This is a genomic window from Burkholderia sp. AU31652, from assembly GCF_002223155.1.
In the GTDB taxonomy this organism is placed as follows: domain Bacteria; phylum Pseudomonadota; class Gammaproteobacteria; order Burkholderiales; family Burkholderiaceae; genus Burkholderia.
Window position 1 is genome coordinate 31,247 of record NZ_NKFG01000004.1, and the last position, 18,698, is coordinate 49,944.

Here is an 18,698-nt window from a genome sequence, read left to right on the forward strand (position 1 = left end):
TCGGACCGCTCAGCGCGCGGCCCGGCAGATCGCCAGGAAATCTTCCGCCTTCAGCGACGCGCCGCCGATCAGGCCACCGTCGATGTCCGGCTGCGCAAACAGCTCTTCCGCGTTGTCCGGCTTCACGCTGCCGCCGTACAGCACGGACACGTCCGCCGCACCCTTTGCCGCGAGACGCGCACGCAGGAACGCGTGCACGTCCTGCGCCTGCGCCGACGTCGCGCTCTTGCCCGTGCCGATCGCCCAGACCGGCTCGTACGCGACGACGATGCGCGCGGCCTCGTCGGCCGTCAGCACGGCCAGCACTGCGTCGAGCTGCGCACCGACCACCTGCTCGGTCGCGCCCGACTCACGCTCGTCGAGCGTCTCGCCGACGCACACGACCGGCGTGAGCCCCGCCGCGAGCGCGCGCTGCGTCTTCGCCGCGACCGTCTCGTTGCGTTCGCCGTGATACGCGCGGCGCTCCGAGTGACCGACGATCGCATAGCGTGCGCCGAACTCCGCGACCATGGCTGCCGCCACTTCACCGGTGAACGCGCCCTGCTCGTGCGCCGACACGTCCTGCGCCCCCCAGGCGACACGGCCGCCGTCGAGCTGCGCCTGAACCTGCGCGAGATACGGGAACGGCACGCACACGCCGACCGACGTCTCGGCCGCCACCGCGCCCGCGCCCTGCACCACTTCGTTCAGCAATGCCTGGTTGCCGGCCAGCCGGCCGTGCATCTTCCAGTTGCCGATCACACGCTTAGTTCTCTGTTTCGACATCGTGTCTGTCTCGTCACCGCTTGGTCATTAACGCGCCGGAACCGGCCGTCAGGTTTGATCTGGCGAAGCAAACCGGCGATTTTACTGCGCGCGGCTTGAACCGGTCAAACCGCGCATGTCAAGCCCGGCCGCATGGGCCGTCAGGCGTTCGTACCCCAATCGAGCACGATCTTGCCGGTATGCTCGCTGCTTTCCATCAGCGCATGCGCCTGCGCGGCGTCCGCCGCCGGCAACACGCGATAGATCACCGGCTTGATGCGGCCGTCGGCAAGCAGCGGCCACACGCGCGCCTTCAATTGCGCGGCGATCTGCGCCTTGAATTCGACCGGACGCGGGCGCAGCGTCGAACCCGTGATGGTCAGCCGGCGACGCAGGATCTCGCCCAGGTTGACGTCGGCCTTCGCGCCGCCGAGCAGCGCGATCAGCACGAGGCGGCCGCCATCCGCGAGCGCGGACAGTTCGCGCGGCACGTACGAGCCCGCGACCATGTCGAGGATCACGTCGACGCCGCGATCGTGCGTCAGCGACTTCACGACCTCGACGAAGTCTTCCGTCTTGTAGTTGATCGCACGCTCCGCGCCGAGCGCCTCGCACGCACGGCACTTGTCGGCAGTACCGGCCGTCGCGAACACGCGAAAGCCGAGCGCATGCGCGATCTGGATCGCCGTCACGCCGATGCCGCTCGAGCCGCCCTGCACGAGCAGCGTTTCCTGCTCGCCGCCCTCGCCCGCGCCGAGCTGCGCGCGGTCGAACACGTTGCTCCACACCGTGAAAAACGTCTCGGGCAGCGATGCGGCCTCGATATCGGTGAGCCCGTCGGGCACCGGCAGGCATTGCAGCAGCGGCGCGACCGCATATTCCGCATAGCCGCCGCCCGCGAGCAGTGCACACACGCGATCGCCGAGCCTCAGGCCGAACGGGTTCTGAGCGGCGTCGGACAGGTCGCCGCCGACGATCTCGCCCGCGACCTCGAGGCCCGGCAGATCCGACGCACCCGGCGGCGGCGCATACGCCCCCTTGCGCTGGAACACGTCGGGCCGGTTCACGCCGGAAGCCGCCACCTTGATCAGCACTTCGCCGCGCTTCGGTTCGGGGCGCGGACGCTCCGCAAGCTTCAGCACGTCGGGGGCGCCGAACTCGGTGATTTCGATGGCTTTCATGGTGAGGGTCGCTCCAGGATCAGGATCGGAATCGGATGGCGCACCCGCACGCGGCACGGGGCGCCTTGCCGGCGCTGCTGCGCCGCACAACGATGCTACAGAAAAAACGGCCGGCACGCTTTCGCACTGCCGGCCGTTGATCCGCCTATCCGCTTACTGCTGCGGCGGCGTGTCCGACTGCGACGCTGCCGCTGCTTCGTTCAGCAGCGCCTTCGCCGACAAACGCACGCGACCCTTTTCGTCCGTCTGGATGACCTTGACCTTCACTTGCTGGCCTTCCTTCAGGTAGTCGTTGATGTCCTTCACACGCTCGTTGACGATTTCCGAGATGTGCAGCAGGCCATCCTTGCCCGGCAGCAGGTTCACGATCGCGCCGAAATCGAGCAGCTTCAGAACCGTGCCTTCGTACACCTGACCAACTTCGATCTCGGCCGTGATCTGCTCGATGCGCTTCTTCGCTTCGGCCATGCCGTCGCTGTTCGTGCTCGCGATCGTCACGACGCCGTCGTCGGAGATGTCGATGGTCGTGCCGGTTTCTTCCGTCAACGCGCGGATCACCGAACCGCCCTTGCCGATCACGTCGCGGATCTTTTCCGGGTTGATCTTGATCGTGATCATGCGCGGCGCGAATTCCGACAGTTGCGTGTTCGCACCCGAAACCGCCGACGTCATCTTGCCGAGGATGTGCATGCGGCCTTCCTTCGCCTGCGCGAGCGCGACCTGCATGATTTCCTTCGTGATGCCCTGGATCTTGATGTCCATCTGCAGCGCCGTCACGCCTTGTTCCGTGCCGGCCACCTTGAAGTCCATGTCGCCGAGGTGGTCTTCGTCGCCGAGGATGTCGGTCAGCACCGCGAACTTGTTGCCTTCGAGGATCAGGCCCATCGCGATACCCGCGACGTGTGCCTTCATCGGCACGCCGGCGTCCATCAGCGCGAGGCAGCCGCCGCACACCGACGCCATCGACGACGAACCGTTCGATTCGGTGATTTCCGACACGACGCGGATCGAGTAGCCGAATTCGTCGGCGCTCGGCAGGCACTTGACCAGTGCGCGCTTCGCGAGGCGGCCGTGGCCGATTTCGCGGCGCTTCGGCGAGCCGACGCGGCCCGTTTCGCCGGTCGCGAACGGGGGCATGTTGTAGTGGAGCATGAAGCGCTCGCGGTACTCGCCTTCGAGCGCGTCGATGATCTGCTCGTCACCCTTCGTGCCGAGCGTCGCGACGACCAGCGCCTGCGTCTCGCCGCGCGTGAACAGCGCCGAGCCGTGGGTACGCGGCAGCACACCGGTGCGGATTTCGATCGGGCGCACGGTGCGCGTGTCACGGCCGTCGATGCGCGGCTCGCCGTTCAGGATCTGCGAACGGACGATCTTCGCCTCGATGTCGAACAGCACGTTGCCGACCGTTGCCTTGTCGGCTGCGACCGTACCGGCTGCCAGCGCATCTTCCTCGAGCTTCGCCGAGGTTGCTGCGTAGACTTCCTTCAGCTTGGTCGAGCGTGCCTGCTTGTCGCGGAGCTGGTAAGCAGCGAGCAGGTCGTTCTGTGCCAGCTCGGTCACGCGAGCGATCAGCGCTTCGTTCTTCGGCGCCGGCTGCCAGTCCCACTCGGGCTTGCCGCCTTCGCGAACCAGTTCGTGGATCGCGTCGATCGCGACCTGCATTTGCTCGTGGCCGAACACCACGGCGCCCAGCATCACTTCTTCCGACAGCTGATCGGCTTCCGATTCGACCATCAGCACGGCACGCTCCGTACCTGCGACGACGAGGTCGAGGCTCGACGCCTTGATCTGGTCACGCGTCGGGTTCAGCACGTATGCGTTGTCGATGTACGCCACGCGCGCGGCACCGACCGGGCCGTTGAACGGCAGGCCCGACACGGCGAGCGCAGCCGATGCGCCGATCAGCGCGGGGATGTCCGCCGGGATTTCCGGGTTCACGGACAGCACGTGGATCACGACCTGGACTTCGTTGTAGAAGCCTTCCGGGAACAGCGGGCGCAGCGGACGGTCGATCAGGCGCGACGTCAGCGTCTCGTGCTCCGACGGACGGCCTTCGCGACGGAAGAAGCCGCCCGGGATCTTGCCGGCCGAGTAGGTCTTCTCGAGGTAGTCGACGGTCAGCGGGAAGAAATCCTGCCCCGGCTTCGCCGACTTCGCGCCGACGACGGTTGCCAGCACGACGGTGTCTTCGACGTCGACGATCACGGCGCCGCTTGCCTGGCGAGCGACTTCACCGGTTTCGAGGCGCACCTTGTGCTGGCCCCACTGGAATTCCTTCACGACCTTGTTGAACATGGACATGGTTGCTCCTTTGAATTCATGCATTTCATTCGCCGCGCCGGCCATCCCGCGCGGCGGCGTCCCGACCGAATCACCCGGAGCAAGGTGTGTTTTTTATGCCATTCCAGCGCGGCGCTCATGCAGCGACGCGCTGGAATGACACAAATCCTGCCCCGGTATCAGTCGTTGCGGCAGCCCGGCACAACCGTGCCGGACAGCCTGCGGTGCGTGTGACGCTACGCACCGCGCAAAAACAAAATGCCTGTATCAGCGGACTGACACAGGCATCTTGCTGGCGGCAATCGCCTCGATTACTTACGCAGACCCAGCTTCTCGATCAGTGCGCGGTAACGGTCGGCATCCTTGCCCTTGAGGTAGTCGAGCAGCTTGCGGCGGCGGCTCACCATGCGCAGCAGGCCGCGGCGGCTGTGGTGATCCTTCGCGTGGGTCTTGAAGTGACCCGTCAGTTCGACGATACGTGCGGTCAGCAGTGCGACCTGGACTTCGGGGCTCCCCGTGTCGTTGGTACCGCGGGCGAACTGAGCAACAACTTCCGACTTCTTGATATCTGCAACAGACATGTGATTTCCTTTCTAACTGAACAGGCGGACACGGAAGAATGGCCGTGCCGTGACTTACAACCGGCGCGCATTGTAGCACAACTCCGCGCCGTTCTTACCGCCTCCTGTCACGGGCGCGTCATCGAACAGGCGGACGGCATCTCCGTGCGCGGCGCCGGCACCGCGAGCACCGTGCGGAAGCCGTAGCCCGAACCCTCGTTGTCGAAGCGCACACCCGGCGTGCCGACCTTGTCCATCTCCATCACGTAAAGGGGCTGGATCAGCTGGTGATCCTGCGCGCGCATCTTCGACGCGTGGAAGCCGTCGTCGAACGACAAGCCTTCGAGCGCGCGTGCGACCGCGACGGGGTCGGCGGAACCCGCGCGGTTCATCGCGGCGGCCAGCATCTCGATCATCAGGCTCATCCGTCGCACCGGGTAGTCGTCCTGGGCGGCCGGAAAACGGCTCCGGAACGCGCGGTAGAACGCATCCGATTTCGCGCCGCCCGCGTTCGGATGCCAGTCCGCCACGGCCACGACCCGCCCGACACCGGCATCGCCGAGTGCCGCCGGCGCGCCGAGGCTGTTGCCGTAGAAGGTATAGAACTTCGCATTCAGCCCCTGCTCGCGCGCCGCCTTCACGAGCAGCGTGAGGTCGTTGCCCCAGTTGCCGGTCACGACGGCGTCGGCGCCGCTCGCGCGGATCTTCGCGATGTACGGCCAGAAATCCTTGATCCGGCCGATCGGGTGAAATTCGTCGCCGGCGATCGTCACGTCCGGGCGCCGCGCGACCAGCGCCTGCCGGGCGAGCGCGCTGACGTCGCGGCCGAAGCTGTAGTCCTGGTTCAGCAGGTAGACCTTGTGGAGCGCGCGGTCGCGCGCCATCACGTCCGCGAGCGCGGCCATCCGCATGCCCGCGTGCGCATCGAAGCGGAAATGCCAGAAACTGCAGCGTGCGCCGGTCAGCGCCGGATCGTCGGCCGAATAGTTGAGGAACAGCATCCGGTTGTCCGGATCGCGCGCGTTCAGCTTGTCGAGCGCCGCGACGAGCGCGGCGGCGACGGCCGAACTGTTGCCCTGCGTGACGAACCCGATATGGCGGTCCGCGGCCGCGCGCAACTGCACGAGCGCCTCCTCGGGGCTCCCTTTGCTGTCGAGCACCACGAGTTCGAGCGGATGCGTGCCATCGCGCAGCTTCACGCCGCCCGCCGCGTTGACCTGCTCGACGCCGAAGCGCAGGTTGCGCTCGACCGCCGCGCCCGCATTCGCGAACGGGCCCGACATCCCTTCGATCAGCGCGATCCGCACCGGCTCGCCGCCGGCAAACGCCGACGACACCAGCATCCATCCCGCGCTCAACGCGAGCGCACAACGCTTCCACCCCTGCATCGGCCACCTGCCCTTCAATCTGCCCGAGAAGCGCGGATCATAGGCCGGCGCCCCCGCCGCCCGCAAGCGCGACGCGCCCGGCGATCCGCACCGATTTTTTCCGCGCGATGCGCCGTCGCACGCCGTCCGTGATAAAACGAGACTTGTTTCCGTGTTCTGGAGAATCCCCATGCGCATTCGCATTTCCGCGCGCCTGCCGGTGCTGGTCGCCAGCGCCGCCGCGCTGCTGGCCGGTTGCGCGCAACCGTGGCAGCAATACCAGGCCGGCCAGGACGAGTCGGCGATCGTCGCACGCATGGGCCCGCCGCGCGAAATCTACGACCTGCCCGGCGGCGGCAAGCGCCTGATGTGGCCGACCCAGCCGATGGGCGAAATCACCATCGCGGCCGACGTTGACGCGGCCCACAAGATCGTCAACGTGCGCCAGGTCCTGCAGCCGAACGAGTTCTATCGCGCGGAGATCGGCAAGTGGACGAAGACCGACGTCCTCGTGAACTTCGGACGCCCCGTCGAGACGTCCTACTTCCCGCTGATGAAGCGCGAGGTGTGGACTTACCGGTATCTCGAGGACAACGTCTGGTACATGATGTACAGCTTCTGCTTCGATCCGCAGGGCATCCTGCGCATCACGCAGAAAACGCCCGACCCGCTGCACGACCCCGACCGCCGCAACCTGTTCTGACCGATTACGCATTTACGCGCAATATTCAGCATGGCCATTCACGAATCATTGCGTGAATGGCCATTTCCTTTTTTCCGCTTCCCGATTAATTCGGAAAATGCGACGGAAATCTTTTCCGATCGATGACATTCCGATGGCACCTCGCTGACATCCCCGTCATACGTGCCTTTGCGCGTAAACAGGCATGCGCGGTGCATGTCATGCGGCGAATTGGTGCACGCAATGCACTACGCCAAATCAATTTGAAACAAATTGTTTCATCACCCCCGAAGTGCTAGGGCATACCCCTAATATCAGTCGAAAAACAACCTTTCAATTTAGAAAGAATGCCATTGCGACATTTTTGCCGATATTCGTTTGCCTTTATCACAAAGGAGTCCTCATGAATCGCCCCAAGAGCATGCTGGTTGCCAACATCGCCTGGGCCCGCGAGACGCGTGAATACACGCCCGGCTTCTTCGACGCGCTCGCGCGCGGCCAGAATCCGCGCGTGCTGTGGATCGGCTGCGCCGACAGCCGCGTGCCGGCCGAGACCATCACGCACTGCGCGCCCGGCGAGTTGTTCGTCCATCGCAACATCGCGAACCTGTTTCATCCCGACGACGACAATTCCGCCAGCGTCCTCGAGTACGCGGTGCGCGTGCTGCAGGTCGACCACGTGATCGTGTGCGGGCACTACGGATGCGGCGGCGTACGCGCGTCGCTGCTGCCGCCGCCGTCCGACCTGCCGCACGTCGCGCGCCGCATCGCGCCGCTCTGCGCGCTCGCGCGGCGCCATCGCGACACGCTGGACGGGCTTGACGACGCGGCCGCCGCCGACCGCCTCGCCGAACTCAACGTGCTCGAACAGGTGAGGCTGCTGCGCGCGTCCCCGATCGTGCAGGGCCGCGAACGGCCGCCGCTCGTGCACGGCTGGATCTTTTCGCTCGCCGACGGCCGCCTGCAGGAACTCGATTCCGGCTACACCACGCCGTCCGCCGACGTCGAACCCGTGCAGGCCGCGACGGCCGGCGCGCTCGGCTGACCTACCCCGCCCCCAAGCCAATGAAATCGCCCCAACCATGAAACTGAACGAGCGCCTGTCCACCCTGCCGCGCGACGTTGTCGCAGGCGTCGTCGTTTTCCTCGTCGCGCTGCCGCTGTGTCTCGGCATCGCCAATGCATCCGGCGTCGAACCGTTCGCCGGGCTCGTGTCCGGGATCGTCGGCGGCATCGTCGTCGCGCTGCTGAGCGGCTCGTCGCTGTCCGTCAGCGGGCCGGCCGCCGGCCTCGTCGTGATCGTCGTCGAAGGCATCGCGCAACTCGGCAGCTTCTCCGCGTTCCTGCTCGCGGTGCTGCTGTCCGGCGTGCTGCAGTTCGGGTTCGGCATGCTGCGCGCCGGCCGCTTCGCCGCCTACGTGCCGTCGCCCGTCATCAAGGGCATGCTCGCCGCGATCGGCCTGCTGCTGATCGTTAAGCAGATTCCGTTTGCCTTCGGTATCGGCGGGTCAGCCGCGCAATCGTTTGCGAATTGGCCGGGCCTGCCGGTCGCGTGGGCCGCGACGGCCATCGCGCTCGCCTCGCTCGCGCTGCTGGTCGCGTGGGACACGCCCGCGCTGCGCCGCTTTGCGCTGGTGCGCGCGGTGCCGGCCCCGCTTGCAGTGGTCGTGCTGGGGATCGGCGCCACGCTCGTGCTGAGCGTCGTCGCGCCGTCAGTTGCGCCGGGCGCCGCCCATCGCGTGACGCTGCCCGAACTCGGATCGTTCGCGGCCTTCGCGGCGTCGCTCAAGCATGCGGAGCTCGGCCCGAACTTCGCGCAGCTCGTCAATCCTGACGTGTGGCGGGTCGCGATCACGCTTGCGGTCGTCGCGAGCCTCGAGACGCTGCTGAGCCTCGAAGCGGTCGAGCAGATCGACCCGAAGCGCCGGCCGACCCAGCCTGACCGCGAGCTCAAGGCCCAGGGCGTCGGCAATCTCGTCGCGGGCGCGGTCGGCGGGCTGCCGATCACGTCGGTGATCGTGCGCAGCTCGGTGAACGTCAATGCGGGCGCGCAAAGCCGGATGTCGGCGATCGTGCACGGGATGCTGCTGCTCGCGAGCGTGTTCGCGCTCACCGGCCTGATCAACCTGATCCCGCTCGCGAGCCTGGCCGCGATCCTGATCCACACCGGCTTCAAGCTCGCGAAACCGGCGCTGTTCCGCTCGGTGCTGAAACAGGGGCCGGCCGCATTCGTGCCGTTCGCCGCGACGATCGCCGGCGTGCTCGCGGTCGACCTGCTGTTCGGCATCGCGCTCGGCCTCGCCTGCAGCGTGCTGGCGGTCGCCGTCGCGAACCTGAAGAGTCCCGTCACGCTCGCGCAGCACGACGACCACTTCCTGCTGTCGTTCCGCAAGGACGTGTCGTTTCTCGGCAAGGTGCAGGTCAAGCATCACCTGCGGCACATTCCCGACCGCGCCGCGGTGATCATCGACGCGACGCGCGCCGACTACATCGATCACGACGTGCTCGAACTGCTCGACGCGTTCGTCGCCGATGCGCCGCGACGCGGGATCGCGGTCGAGTTCCGGCGGCGCAGCCCGGCGCCGCGCACGGCCGCGCGCCGCTGGCTGTTCCGTGCGCCGGCTGCCGAATGAGCCGTGGATGAGTGGGTACATGAAAAAACACCCCAAAGGTCGGATCAAAAATCCAACTTTTGGGGTGCAGTTCAGCGGCACAGGGCCGCACGGGGCGTTTCGGGGACGCGCTGCGCTTACGAGCGCTGCGGATTGACCTTGTCGTCCTTCGAATGCAGCTTGTTCAGTGCGGAGATGTAAGCCTTCGCGGATGCGGCGACGATGTCCGGATCGGTGCCGACGCCGTTGACGATCCGCCCGCTCTTCGACAGCCGGACGGTCACTTCGCCCTGCGCCTGCGTGCCGGTCGTGATCGCGTTCACCGAGTACAGCAGCAGTTCGGAACCGCTGCCGACTTCGCTCTCGATCGCATTGAACGTCGCGTCGACCGGGCCGTTGCCGCGCGCCTCACCGGTCACTTCCTTGCCTTCGACCGCGAACACGATTTTCGCCTGCGGTTGCTCGCCCGTCTCCGAACGCTGCGACAGCGACACGAACTTGAAGTGCTCCTGCTCGTGCGCGAGCGCCGATTCCTCGGACACGATCGCGATGATGTCTTCGTCGAAGATCTCGGCCTTGCGATCGGCCAGATCCTTGAAGCGCATGAACGCGGCATTGAGTTCGCTCTCGCTGTCGAGCGCCACGCCGAGCTCCTGCAGGCGCTGCTTGAACGCGTTGCGGCCCGACAGCTTGCCGAGCACGATCTTGTTGGCGGTCCAGCCCACGTCTTCCGCGCGCATGATCTCGTAGGTGTCGCGCGCCTTCAGCACGCCGTCCTGGTGAATGCCCGACGCATGCGCGAACGCGTTCGCGCCGACCACCGCCTTGTTCGGCTGCACGACGAAGCCGGTGATCTGCGACACGAGCTTCGACGTCGGCACGATCTGCGTCGTGTCGATGCCGACGTCGAGGCCGAAGTAGTCCTTGCGGGTCTTCACGGCCATCACGATTTCTTCGAGCGACGTGTTGCCCGCGCGCTCGCCGAGGCCGTTGATCGTGCACTCGATCTGGCGCGCACCGCCGATCTTCACGCCGGCGAGCGAGTTCGCCACCGCCATCCCGAGATCGTTGTGGCAATGCACCGAGAAGATCGCCTTGTCCGAGTTCGGAATGCGCTCCCGCAGCGTCTTCACGAGGTTGCCGTACAGCTCCGGCACGCCGTAGCCGACCGTATCGGCGATGTTGATCGTCGTCGCGCCTTCCGCGATCACGGCTTCCAGCACGCGGCACAGGAAGTCGAGATCCGAGCGGCTGCCGTCTTCCGGCGAGAATTCGACGTTGTCGGTGAACTTGCGCGCGAAGCGCACCGCGAGACGCGCCTGCTCGAACACCTGGTCCGGCGTCATCCGCAGCTTCTTCTCCATGTGCAGCGGCGACGTCGCGATGAACGTGTGGATCCGCGCGCTGTTGGCCGGCTTCAGCGCGTCGGCCGCACGCTGGATGTCCTTGTCGTTGGCGCGCGCCAGCGAGCAGATCGTGCTGTCCTTCACGAGACCGGCGATCGTGTGGATCGCGTCGAAATCGCCGTTCGAGCTGGCCGCGAAGCCGGCCTCGATCACGTCGACCTTCATCCGCTCGAGGTGCTTCGCGATGCGGATTTTCTCTTCCTTCGTCATCGACGCACCGGGCGATTGTTCGCCGTCACGCAACGTCGTATCGAAAATGATCAGCTTGTCTGTCATGGGGGGCTCCAGGGCTCTTTATACGGAAGTCAAACGTAACGAGATCGCGCCACCGCTGGCGACGCTCGACAACAGACGAAGCTTGACGGGGGGCGAGAACGGTCAGCGCGGCAGGCGCGCCGAAGCTAGCGCGCGTAGCGGCGCACCGGCTAGAAGGAGGGAGAGGCGGGAAAATGCAGTCATGCCAAAGACTATAGCGGCATTCCGTTGGGTGCGCAATCGGACGGCACCCGGGGTTTCCGGCCGCACGGGCCGATCCAGGGACAAATGAAAACGGCGACCCTGGGGCCGCCGTTTCCGGGCAAAGCATGCGCGTGCGTCAGTGATCGCGCTGCGACGAGCGCGCCGGATTCGCGCGCCCGCGGATGGCCATGTAGCCCCAGAACACGTAGCCGGACAGCCCGTACAGCACGAACAGGCAGAACAGCATCAGCGGCGGATCGGACGACACGAGCACGAACGCGACGACGACCAGCAGGATCGCCGCGAACGGCACGCGGTGCCGCACGTCGAGCGCCTTGCCGCTGTAGAACGGCGCGTTCGACACCATCGTCACGCCCGCGTAGATCGTCAGCACGAACGCAACCCACGGCAGCCAGCCGAGCTTCATCGGCACGCGGTTGTCGGTGGCGAGCCACACGAAGCCCGCGATCAGCGCGGCGGCGGCCGGGCTCGGCAGCCCCTGGAAGAAGCGCTTGTCGACGACGCCGATGTTCGTATTGAAGCGCGCGAGGCGCAGCGCGGCGCCCGAGCAGTACACGAACGCGGCGAGCCAGCCCCAGCGGCCGAGATCCTTCAGCACCCACTCGTACATCACGAGCGCGGGCGCGACGCCGAACGACACCATGTCCGACAGGCTGTCGAACTGCTCGCCGAACGCGCTCTGCGTATGCGTCATGCGTGCCACGCGCCCATCCATTCCGTCGAGCACCATCGCGACGAAAATCGCGATCGCGGCGATCTCGAAACGCACGTTCATCGCCTGCACGACCGCGAAGAAGCCGCAGAACAGCGCGGCGGTCGTGAACGCGTTCGGCAGCAGGTAGATGCCGCGCGTCTTCAGGAACCGCTGGCGCGCGGCGCGGCGGCTCTCGATGGGCACCGGATCCTGCGCCATCACCTTGTTGCGCCGGAACGGGCGTGGCGTCTGGCCGGCGCCGTTGCGCGGCCGACGCGGTTTGAATGCGGCCATCGTGCGCTCCGCCGCTTACTGTTCGAGTTCGGCGAGGATCGTCGACGACGCGTAGACCTTCTCGCCGATCGACACCTTCGCGCGGCTGCCGAGCGGCAGGTACACGTCGACGCGCGAACCGAAGCGGATGAAACCGTAGCGCTGGCCGCGCGACAGCGGTTCGCCCGCACGCACGTAGCAGAGGATCCGGCGTGCGACGAGGCCGGCGATCTGCACCGCGGTCACGGTCTTGCCGCTCGCCGTCTGGATCACGACCGCATTACGCTCGTTCTCGGTCGACGCCTTGTCGATCGCCGCGTTCAGGAACGCGCCCGGGAAGTATTCGACCTTGGAGATCGCGCCATCGACCGGCGAACGCTGCGAATGGACGTTGAAGACATTCATGAACACGCTGATCTTCAGCGCTTCGCGGTTCGCGTACGGGTCCTGCGTGGTCTCGACCGCGACGATGCGGCCGTCCGCCGGGCACAGCACCGCGTTCGGCTGCGCCGGGATCGGGCGCTGCGGGTCGCGGAAGAACTGGACGACGAAGACGAGCAGCAGCCAGAACGGCCACGCGAAGCCGAAGCCCCCGACAGCATGGATCAACAGCGCGATGACGGCTGCAATCGCGATGAACGGCCAGCCTTCGCGCGCGATGATCGGATGAGGATAGTTCATGGATTCGTTCTGTGTTCGGTGAATTGCAAAGCCCGTAGGATAGCAAAAGCCGCCCGGGGCACTGCTGCCTTCGGGCGGCTTTTTGGTACCGGCCCTCTATTCGAGGGGCCGGAACAGCACGCGGTGCTTAGTTCTTCGACTGGTCGACGAGCTTGTTCTTCGCGATCCACGGCATCATCGCGCGCAGCTTCGAGCCGACTTGCTCGATCTGGTGCTCGGCCGTCAGGCGGCGGCGCGACTGCAGCGTCGGCGCGCCTGCCTTGTTCTCGAGAATGAAGCTCTTCGCGTACTCGCCCGTCTGGATGTCGGTCAGGCACTGCTTCATCGCCTTCTTCGTCTCTTCCGTGACGATGCGCGGGCCCGTCACGTACTCGCCGTACTCGGCGTTGTTCGAGATCGAGTAGTTCATGTTCGCGATGCCGCCTTCGTAGATCAGGTCGACGATCAGCTTCAGCTCGTGCAGGCACTCGAAGTACGCCATTTCCGGCGCGTAGCCTGCTTCGACCAGCGTCTCGAAGCCGGCCTTGATCAGCTCGACCGTACCGCCGCACAGCACGGCCTGCTCGCCGAACAGGTCGGTTTCGGTCTCTTCACGGAAGTTGGTTTCGATGATGCCCGCACGGCCGCCGCCGTTCGCTGCCGCGTACGACAGCGCGATGTCGCGTGCCGCGCCCGACTTGTTCTGCGCAACCGCGATCAGGTGCGGCACGCCGCCACCTTGCGAGTACGTGCCGCGAACCGTGTGGCCCGGTGCCTTCGGCGCGATCATGATCACGTCGAGGTCGGCGCGCGGGATCACCGCGCCGTAGTGGACGTTGAAGCCGTGCGCGAATGCCAGCGCCGCGCCCTGCTTGATGTTCGCGTGGACTTCCTTCGCGTACACGTCGGCGATCTGCTCGTCCGGCAGCAGCATCATCACGACGTCGGCGCTCTTCACCGCTTCCGCGACTTCCTTGACCGACAGGCCTGCGTTTTCGGCCTTGCTCCACGACGCGCCGCCCTTGCGCAGGCCGACCGTCACGTTCACGCCGCTGTCCTTCAGGTTCAGCGCGTGTGCATGGCCTTGCGAGCCGTAGCCGATGATCGTGACTTGCTTGCCCTTGATGAGGGAGAGGTCAGCGTCTTTGTCGTAGAAAACGTTCATGATGGTTCCTTCGCTAATTCAAAAATTCAACAATTCGTTCGGATGGAGTACTGCGGGCCGGGACATGACGGCGCACCCGGCGTGCCTGTCTGGCATCACACCTTCAGGATGCGCTCGCCGCGTCCGATGCCGGAGCTGCCGGTGCGCACGGTCTCTAGGATCGCGCCCGCGTCCAGCCCCTGGATGAATGCGTCGAGCTTGTCGCTCGCGCCCGTCAATTCGATCGTGTAGGTCTTTTCGGTCACGTCGATGATGCGGCCGCGGAAAATGTCCGCCATCCGCTTCATTTCTTCGCGCTCCTTGCCCACTGCACGTACCTTGATCAGCATCAGCTCGCGTTCGATGTGTGCACCGTCGGTCAGGTCCACCACTTTCACCACCTCGATCAGGCGGTTCAGATGCTTCGTGATCTGTTCGATCACGTCGTCGGAGCCAATGGAAACGATGGTGAGCCGCGACAGCGATTGGTCTTCGGTCGGCGCCACCGTCAAGGTTTCGATGTTGTAGCCGCGTGCGGAAAACAGACCGACCACGCGCGACAGCGCGCCCGGTTCGTTCTCCAGCAGGACGGAAATGATGTGTCTCATGTTCGCTTCTTCCAGAATGTGTCCGTGTCGATTCACTCGCGCCGCGCGCTGCCGCGTGCCGCGCCGCCCTTCGTGAAGGCGGCCGCATCGGGCTCAGGCGCGCGTCGCGCCGTTACAGGTCTTCCGATCCGAGCAGCATCTCGGTGATGCCCTTGCCGGCCTGTACCATCGGCCAGACGTTTTCGGTCGGATCGGTCTGGAAGTCGAGAAACACGGTGCGGTCCTTCAGGCGCAGCGCTTCCTTCAGCGCCGGCTCCACATCCGAGGTCTTTTCGATCCGCATGCCGACATGGCCGTACGCTTCGGCGAGCTTCACGAAATCAGGCAGCGCATCCATGTACGAATGCGAATAGCGCTTGCTGTATTCGATCTGCTGCCACTGGCGAACCATGCCGAGATAGCGGTTGTTCAGCGAAATGATCTTCACGGGCGTGTCGTACTGCAGGCAGGTCGACAGTTCCTGGATGCACATCTGGATCGAGCCTTCGCCCGTGATGCACAGCACGTCGTCGTCCGGGTGCGCCATCTTGACGCCCATCGCTGCCGGCAGGCCGAAGCCCATCGTGCCGAGGCCGCCGGAGTTGATCCAGCGACGCGGCTTGTTGAAACGGTAGAACTGCGCCGCCCACATCTGGTGCTGGCCGACGTCCGAGCACACGAACGCATTGCCGTCCGTCAGCTCCCACGCCTTCTCGACCACGTACTGCGGCTTGATGATCTCGCTTTCGCGGTCGTACTTCAGGCAGTCCTTCGAGCGCCAGCCCTCGATGTCCTTCCACCATTGCGCGAGCGCCTCGGTGTCGGGGCCATGCTCGGCCGTCTGCAACTGCTCGATCAGTTCCTTCAGCACTTCCTTCACGTCGCCGACGATCGGGATGTCGACCTTCACACGCTTCGAGATCGACGACGGGTCGATGTCGATGTGGATGATCTTGCGCGGACGCGACGCGAAGTGCGCCGGGTCGCCGATCACGCGGTCGTCGAAGCGGGCACCGATCGCGATCAGCACGTCGCAGTGCTGCATCGCCATGTTCGCTTCGTAGGTGCCGTGCATGCCGAGCATGCCGAGGAATTTCTTGTCCGACGCGCGATAGCCGCCGAGGCCCATCAGCGTGTTCGTGACCGGGTAGCCGAGCAGGTCCGCGAACTGGTTCAGTTCACGCGACGCGTCGGCGAGGATGATGCCGCCCCCCGTGTAGATGTACGGGCGCTTGGCCGTCAGCAGCAGTGACACGGCCTTACGGATCTGGCCCGAATGGCCCTTCGTGACCGGATTGTACGAACGCAGCGACACGCTCTTGACGGGCTCGTATTCGCACGGCGTCTTCGAGATGTCCTTCGGGATGTCGATCAGCACCGGGCCCGGACGGCCGGTGCGGGCGATATAGAACGCCTTCTTGACGGTTTCCGCGAGGTCGCGCACATCCTTCACGAGGAAGTTGTGCTTCACGCACGGACGCGTGATGCCGACGGTGTCGCACTCCTGGAAGGCATCCTGGCCGATCGCGGCCGTGGGCACCTGGCCGCTGATCACGACCATCGGGATCGAATCCATGTACGCCGTGGCGATGCCGGTCACCGCGTTGGTGACACCGGGGCCCGACGTCACGAGACAGACGCCGACATTGCCGGTGGAACGCGCATACGCATCGGCTGCGTGCACGGCCGCCTGTTCGTGGCGCACCAGCACGTGCTGAATCTTGTCCTGCTTGTAAAGCTCGTCGTAGATGTAGAGTACCGAGCCGCCGGGGTAGCCCCAGATGAATTCGACGTTTTCATCGGCCAGTGCCTTCATGAGCACCGTACCGCCGATGGAGTCGCTATCGGGAGGGGAAAGGGGTTCCGACGTGGAGAATTCCGCGCTGGGCATGTTCATTTTGACCTTTCGAATTTTCGGCAAAAAATTGATCGGGTGCTCTCTGCCGGGCTTGTGGCTCGGGTTCAAGCGGCGCGTCCAGTTTGAAGGGCAGGCTTCTTGGGCCAGCCTCAAATGAGACCATCACTTCATGTTGCGAATCATTGACGATAGCGGGTCGCGATGGGGTCGTCAAGCAAAATATCCCGCAGCGCATCATGAGTGCCGCCCGGCACCCCGCCGCCGCGGCTCGCGCGCAACGTGCGGCGCCCAACCCGGTGCCAAGCGGCGCGAAAATTTGATAGCATCCGCGGGTTTTACGAAATTTTTCGACCTTTTACACCACGCAGCGGCCCGCAGCGCATACCTTCACGGAATGGCATCAGACAAGGAACTCGCCGACTTTCTGGCGGGCGTCGAAAGGCGCGCGTTCAAGCAGGCTGCGTACGCCGTGCGTGACGACGATGCGTCGCTCGACATCGTGCAGGACGCGATGATCAAGCTTGCGGAGAAGTACGGCGACCGGCCGGCGGCCGAGTTGCCGCTGCTTTTTCAGCGGATCCTGCAGAACGCGATCCACGACTGGTTCCGCCGGCAGAAAGTCCGCAACACGTGGGTCACGCTCTTTTCGTCGCTAAACAGCAGCGACGACGACGACTTCGACCCGCTCGAAACACTCGAATCCGCGGACGACAACGCGGGCGTCGAAAGCAGCGAGCACCGCCTCGAACGAGAGCAGGTTCTGGCCCTGATCGACGAAGAAATCCAGAAGCTTCCGGCGCGTCAACGGGAAGCGTTCCTGATGCGTTATTGGGAAGATATGGATGTCGCCGAGACTGCCGCCGCAATGGGGTGCTCCGAGGGCAGCGTGAAGACGCACTGCTCACGGGCCACCCACACGCTGGCGCACGCGCTCAAGGCCAAAGGAATCACGCTATGAGCTCCGCTCCCGCAAATCGAGAACACGAATTCGCGTTGAAGGTGCGCCGCGCGCTGGACGAGTGCGCGGCCGACCTGCCTGCCGCGACCACCGACCGTCTGGCCGTCGCCCGCCGGGCTGCGCTCGCGCGCAAGAAGCCCGAAGCCGCGACCGTGCCGGTGTTCGTGCCGGCCTTCGCCGGCGCGGCCGGTGCGTACGGCACGGCGCCCGCGAGCCGCCCGCCGGCGTCGTTCGCGCGCCGCCTGCTGCGCGCGTGGCCGCTGGCCCTGCTGCTCGCGGGGCTCGTCGGCATCGCCTACTGGGAAGACATGCAGCGCACCGCCGAACTCGCCGATATCGACGCGGCGATGCTCAGCGACGACCTGCCGCTCAACGCGTATCTCGACCACGGGTTCAACGCGTATCTGTCGCGCGCTCACTAACAGACAATAACGAGGGGATCGCACGGGTGAGTCAGAAGCGCGGCCTGGCCGTATTTTTCGGATGCGTAATCGCGATCGCCGTTTCCTACGTCGCCACTTACCCACGATTCCACCCGGCCCCCGCGACGACCACCGCCGCGGTCAGCAGCCCTGCCGCGCCCGCATCGGCCGCGACCGGGCTGAGCACCGAACTCCCCCCGCTGCCCCTGCCGCTGCCGGCCGCTACCGGCCCGTTGTCGTGGGCGCGCCTCACGCCGGCGCAGCACGCGGCGCTCGCGCCGTTCGCCGACCAGTGGGACGGCTTCAGCGATGCCCGCAAGCGCAAATGGCTGAAGATCGCGTCGCGTTTCGCGAAGTTGACGCCCGATGACCAAAAGCGCCTGCAGGACCGGATGACCGAATGGGCCAGGATGACGCCCGAGCAGCGCCGCGTCGCGCGCGAGAACTACCAGAGTGCGAAGGAGCTTTCCGCACAGGCGCGCGAGCGGGCGTGGAAGGCATACCAGCAACTCCCGGAGGAGCAGAAGGAACGGCTCGCGGCCGCCGAGCGCCGCCGCCGGCCGAGCGTCGTCAGTGCGCCGCCGACCGTCGCCGACCGGGACGTGCGCCGCCTCGTCAATTCGCACGAACACCCGGCCAGCGGCCCGGCCACCGCACCGGCGCCCGTCTCGGCCGCCGTCGCGCCGCCGGTGCCCGCATCGTCGACGGCCGGCACCGCATCCGCGCCGGCTGCCGTGGCGCCGGTGTCGCCCGCCGACGCGCCCTCGCTGTTCAAGGGCTCCTGAGTGCC

17 protein-coding genes are annotated in these 18,698 nt (G+C 65.7%); 6 read left to right on the forward strand and 11 right to left on the reverse strand.

What is annotated here, in order from left to right:
* Nucleotides 1–9: 9 nt before the first annotated feature.
* The 5 genes from tpiA to CFB40_RS12495 all read right to left on the reverse strand — a co-directional run bounded on the left by tpiA (nt 10) and on the right by CFB40_RS12495 (nt 6,153).
* A complete protein-coding gene (tpiA, locus tag CFB40_RS12470; protein WP_034184885.1) occupies nt 10–765 on the reverse strand; it encodes a triose-phosphate isomerase in 756 nt (251 codons plus the stop codon).
* A 140-nt stretch (nt 766–905) separates the two neighbouring features.
* Nucleotides 906–1,925 carry an NAD(P)H-quinone oxidoreductase gene (locus CFB40_RS12475; RefSeq protein ID WP_089431485.1) on the reverse strand — a complete coding sequence of 340 codons (1,020 nt, stop codon included), beginning with the start codon at nt 1,923–1,925 and terminating at the stop codon, nt 906–908.
* A 153-nt stretch (nt 1,926–2,078) separates the two neighbouring features.
* Nucleotides 2,079–4,226, reverse strand: coding sequence for a polyribonucleotide nucleotidyltransferase (pnp, locus tag CFB40_RS12480; RefSeq protein ID WP_069249336.1), 2,148 nt, complete (start codon nt 4,224–4,226; stop codon nt 2,079–2,081).
* A 290-nt stretch (nt 4,227–4,516) separates the two neighbouring features.
* A complete protein-coding gene (gene rpsO / locus CFB40_RS12490; RefSeq protein WP_006398792.1) occupies nt 4,517–4,786 on the reverse strand; it encodes a 30S ribosomal protein S15 in 270 nt (89 codons plus the stop codon).
* 107 nt (nt 4,787–4,893) lie between these two features.
* Nucleotides 4,894–6,153 carry a branched-chain amino acid ABC transporter substrate-binding protein gene (locus tag CFB40_RS12495; protein ID WP_089431487.1) on the reverse strand — a complete coding sequence of 420 codons (1,260 nt, stop codon included), beginning with the start codon at nt 6,151–6,153 and terminating at the stop codon, nt 4,894–4,896.
* Nucleotides 6,154–6,322: 169 nt separating this feature from the next.
* On the opposite strand from CFB40_RS12495, the gene CFB40_RS12500 reads away from it, so the two are divergent.
* From CFB40_RS12500 to CFB40_RS12510, 3 genes are all read left to right on the forward strand, one after another.
* Entirely contained in the window at nt 6,323–6,835 is a 513-nt protein-coding gene (locus tag CFB40_RS12500) for a hypothetical protein (protein ID WP_089431489.1), read from the forward strand.
* Between the two features lie 382 nt (nt 6,836–7,217).
* Nucleotides 7,218–7,859, forward strand: coding sequence for a carbonic anhydrase (locus tag CFB40_RS12505; RefSeq protein ID WP_089431491.1), 642 nt, complete (start codon nt 7,218–7,220; stop codon nt 7,857–7,859).
* A 37-nt stretch (nt 7,860–7,896) separates the two neighbouring features.
* The gene (locus CFB40_RS12510) at nt 7,897–9,447 is read left to right on the forward strand and encodes a SulP family inorganic anion transporter (protein WP_089425983.1); all 1,551 of its coding nucleotides are present in this window, start codon (nt 7,897–7,899) and stop codon (nt 9,445–9,447) included.
* Nucleotides 9,448–9,563: 116 nt separating this feature from the next.
* On the opposite strand, the gene CFB40_RS12515 is transcribed toward CFB40_RS12510, so the two are convergent.
* The 6 genes from CFB40_RS12515 to CFB40_RS12545 form a co-directional block, all read right to left on the reverse strand.
* Nucleotides 9,564–11,108 carry a 2-isopropylmalate synthase gene (locus CFB40_RS12515; protein WP_089431493.1) on the reverse strand — a complete coding sequence of 515 codons (1,545 nt, stop codon included), beginning with the start codon at nt 11,106–11,108 and terminating at the stop codon, nt 9,564–9,566.
* 319 nt (nt 11,109–11,427) lie between these two features.
* Nucleotides 11,428–12,300, reverse strand: a complete 873-nt coding sequence (pssA, locus tag CFB40_RS12525) for a CDP-diacylglycerol--serine O-phosphatidyltransferase (RefSeq protein WP_069248477.1) — start codon at nt 12,298–12,300, stop codon at nt 11,428–11,430.
* A gap of 15 nt (nt 12,301–12,315) precedes the next feature.
* A complete protein-coding gene (locus tag CFB40_RS12530; RefSeq protein ID WP_039370565.1) occupies nt 12,316–12,960 on the reverse strand; it encodes a phosphatidylserine decarboxylase in 645 nt (214 codons plus the stop codon).
* 127 nt (nt 12,961–13,087) lie between these two features.
* Complete coding sequence (gene ilvC / locus CFB40_RS12535) at nt 13,088–14,104, reverse strand: ketol-acid reductoisomerase (protein WP_039370562.1); 1,017 nt, start codon at nt 14,102–14,104, stop codon at nt 13,088–13,090.
* 95 nt (nt 14,105–14,199) lie between these two features.
* Nucleotides 14,200–14,691, reverse strand: a complete 492-nt coding sequence (ilvN, locus tag CFB40_RS12540) for an acetolactate synthase small subunit (protein ID WP_011352712.1) — start codon at nt 14,689–14,691, stop codon at nt 14,200–14,202.
* Nucleotides 14,692–14,803: 112 nt separating this feature from the next.
* Nucleotides 14,804–16,567 carry an acetolactate synthase 3 catalytic subunit gene (locus CFB40_RS12545; RefSeq protein WP_046544741.1) on the reverse strand — a complete coding sequence of 588 codons (1,764 nt, stop codon included), beginning with the start codon at nt 16,565–16,567 and terminating at the stop codon, nt 14,804–14,806.
* 355 nt (nt 16,568–16,922) lie between these two features.
* On the opposite strand from CFB40_RS12545, the gene CFB40_RS12550 reads away from it, so the two are divergent.
* The 3 genes from CFB40_RS12550 to CFB40_RS12560 are packed head-to-tail and all read left to right on the forward strand — an operon-like array spanning nt 16,923 to nt 18,693.
* A complete protein-coding gene (locus tag CFB40_RS12550) occupies nt 16,923–17,486 on the forward strand; it encodes an RNA polymerase sigma factor (protein ID WP_089425985.1) in 564 nt (187 codons plus the stop codon).
* Nucleotides 17,483–17,908 (forward strand): DUF3619 family protein, encoded by a 426-nt coding sequence (locus tag CFB40_RS12555; protein ID WP_089425986.1) that lies wholly within the window; start codon nt 17,483–17,485, stop codon nt 17,906–17,908. Before CFB40_RS12550 ends, CFB40_RS12555 begins: the two co-directional genes overlap by 4 nt.
* Before the next feature lie 26 nt (nt 17,909–17,934).
* Nucleotides 17,935–18,693, forward strand: a complete 759-nt coding sequence (locus tag CFB40_RS12560; RefSeq protein WP_089431494.1) for a DUF3106 domain-containing protein — start codon at nt 17,935–17,937, stop codon at nt 18,691–18,693.
* Nucleotides 18,694–18,698: the final 5 nt, after the last annotated feature.

Coding starts and splice junctions, on each gene's coding strand:
- tpiA (WP_034184885.1), bottom strand. CDS start 765: ATGTCGAAACAGAGAACTAAGCGTGTGATCGGCAACTGGAAGATGCAC.
- CFB40_RS12475 (WP_089431485.1), bottom strand. CDS start 1,925: ATGAAAGCCATCGAAATCACCGAGTTCGGCGCCCCCGACGTGCTGAAG.
- pnp (WP_069249336.1), bottom strand. CDS start 4,226: ATGTCCATGTTCAACAAGGTCGTGAAGGAATTCCAGTGGGGCCAGCAC.
- rpsO (WP_006398792.1), bottom strand. CDS start 4,786: ATGTCTGTTGCAGATATCAAGAAGTCGGAAGTTGTTGCTCAGTTCGCC.
- CFB40_RS12495 (WP_089431487.1), bottom strand. CDS start 6,153: ATGCAGGGGTGGAAGCGTTGTGCGCTCGCGTTGAGCGCGGGATGGATG.
- CFB40_RS12500 (WP_089431489.1), top strand. CDS start 6,323: ATGCGCATTCGCATTTCCGCGCGCCTGCCGGTGCTGGTCGCCAGCGCC.
- CFB40_RS12505 (WP_089431491.1), top strand. CDS start 7,218: ATGAATCGCCCCAAGAGCATGCTGGTTGCCAACATCGCCTGGGCCCGC.
- CFB40_RS12510 (WP_089425983.1), top strand. CDS start 7,897: ATGAAACTGAACGAGCGCCTGTCCACCCTGCCGCGCGACGTTGTCGCA.
- CFB40_RS12515 (WP_089431493.1), bottom strand. CDS start 11,108: ATGACAGACAAGCTGATCATTTTCGATACGACGTTGCGTGACGGCGAA.
- pssA (WP_069248477.1), bottom strand. CDS start 12,300: ATGGCCGCATTCAAACCGCGTCGGCCGCGCAACGGCGCCGGCCAGACG.
- CFB40_RS12530 (WP_039370565.1), bottom strand. CDS start 12,960: ATGAACTATCCTCATCCGATCATCGCGCGCGAAGGCTGGCCGTTCATC.
- ilvC (WP_039370562.1), bottom strand. CDS start 14,104: ATGAACGTTTTCTACGACAAAGACGCTGACCTCTCCCTCATCAAGGGC.
- ilvN (WP_011352712.1), bottom strand. CDS start 14,691: ATGAGACACATCATTTCCGTCCTGCTGGAGAACGAACCGGGCGCGCTG.
- CFB40_RS12545 (WP_046544741.1), bottom strand. CDS start 16,567: ATGAACATGCCCAGCGCGGAATTCTCCACGTCGGAACCCCTTTCCCCT.
- CFB40_RS12550 (WP_089425985.1), top strand. CDS start 16,923: ATGGCATCAGACAAGGAACTCGCCGACTTTCTGGCGGGCGTCGAAAGG.
- CFB40_RS12555 (WP_089425986.1), top strand. CDS start 17,483: ATGAGCTCCGCTCCCGCAAATCGAGAACACGAATTCGCGTTGAAGGTG.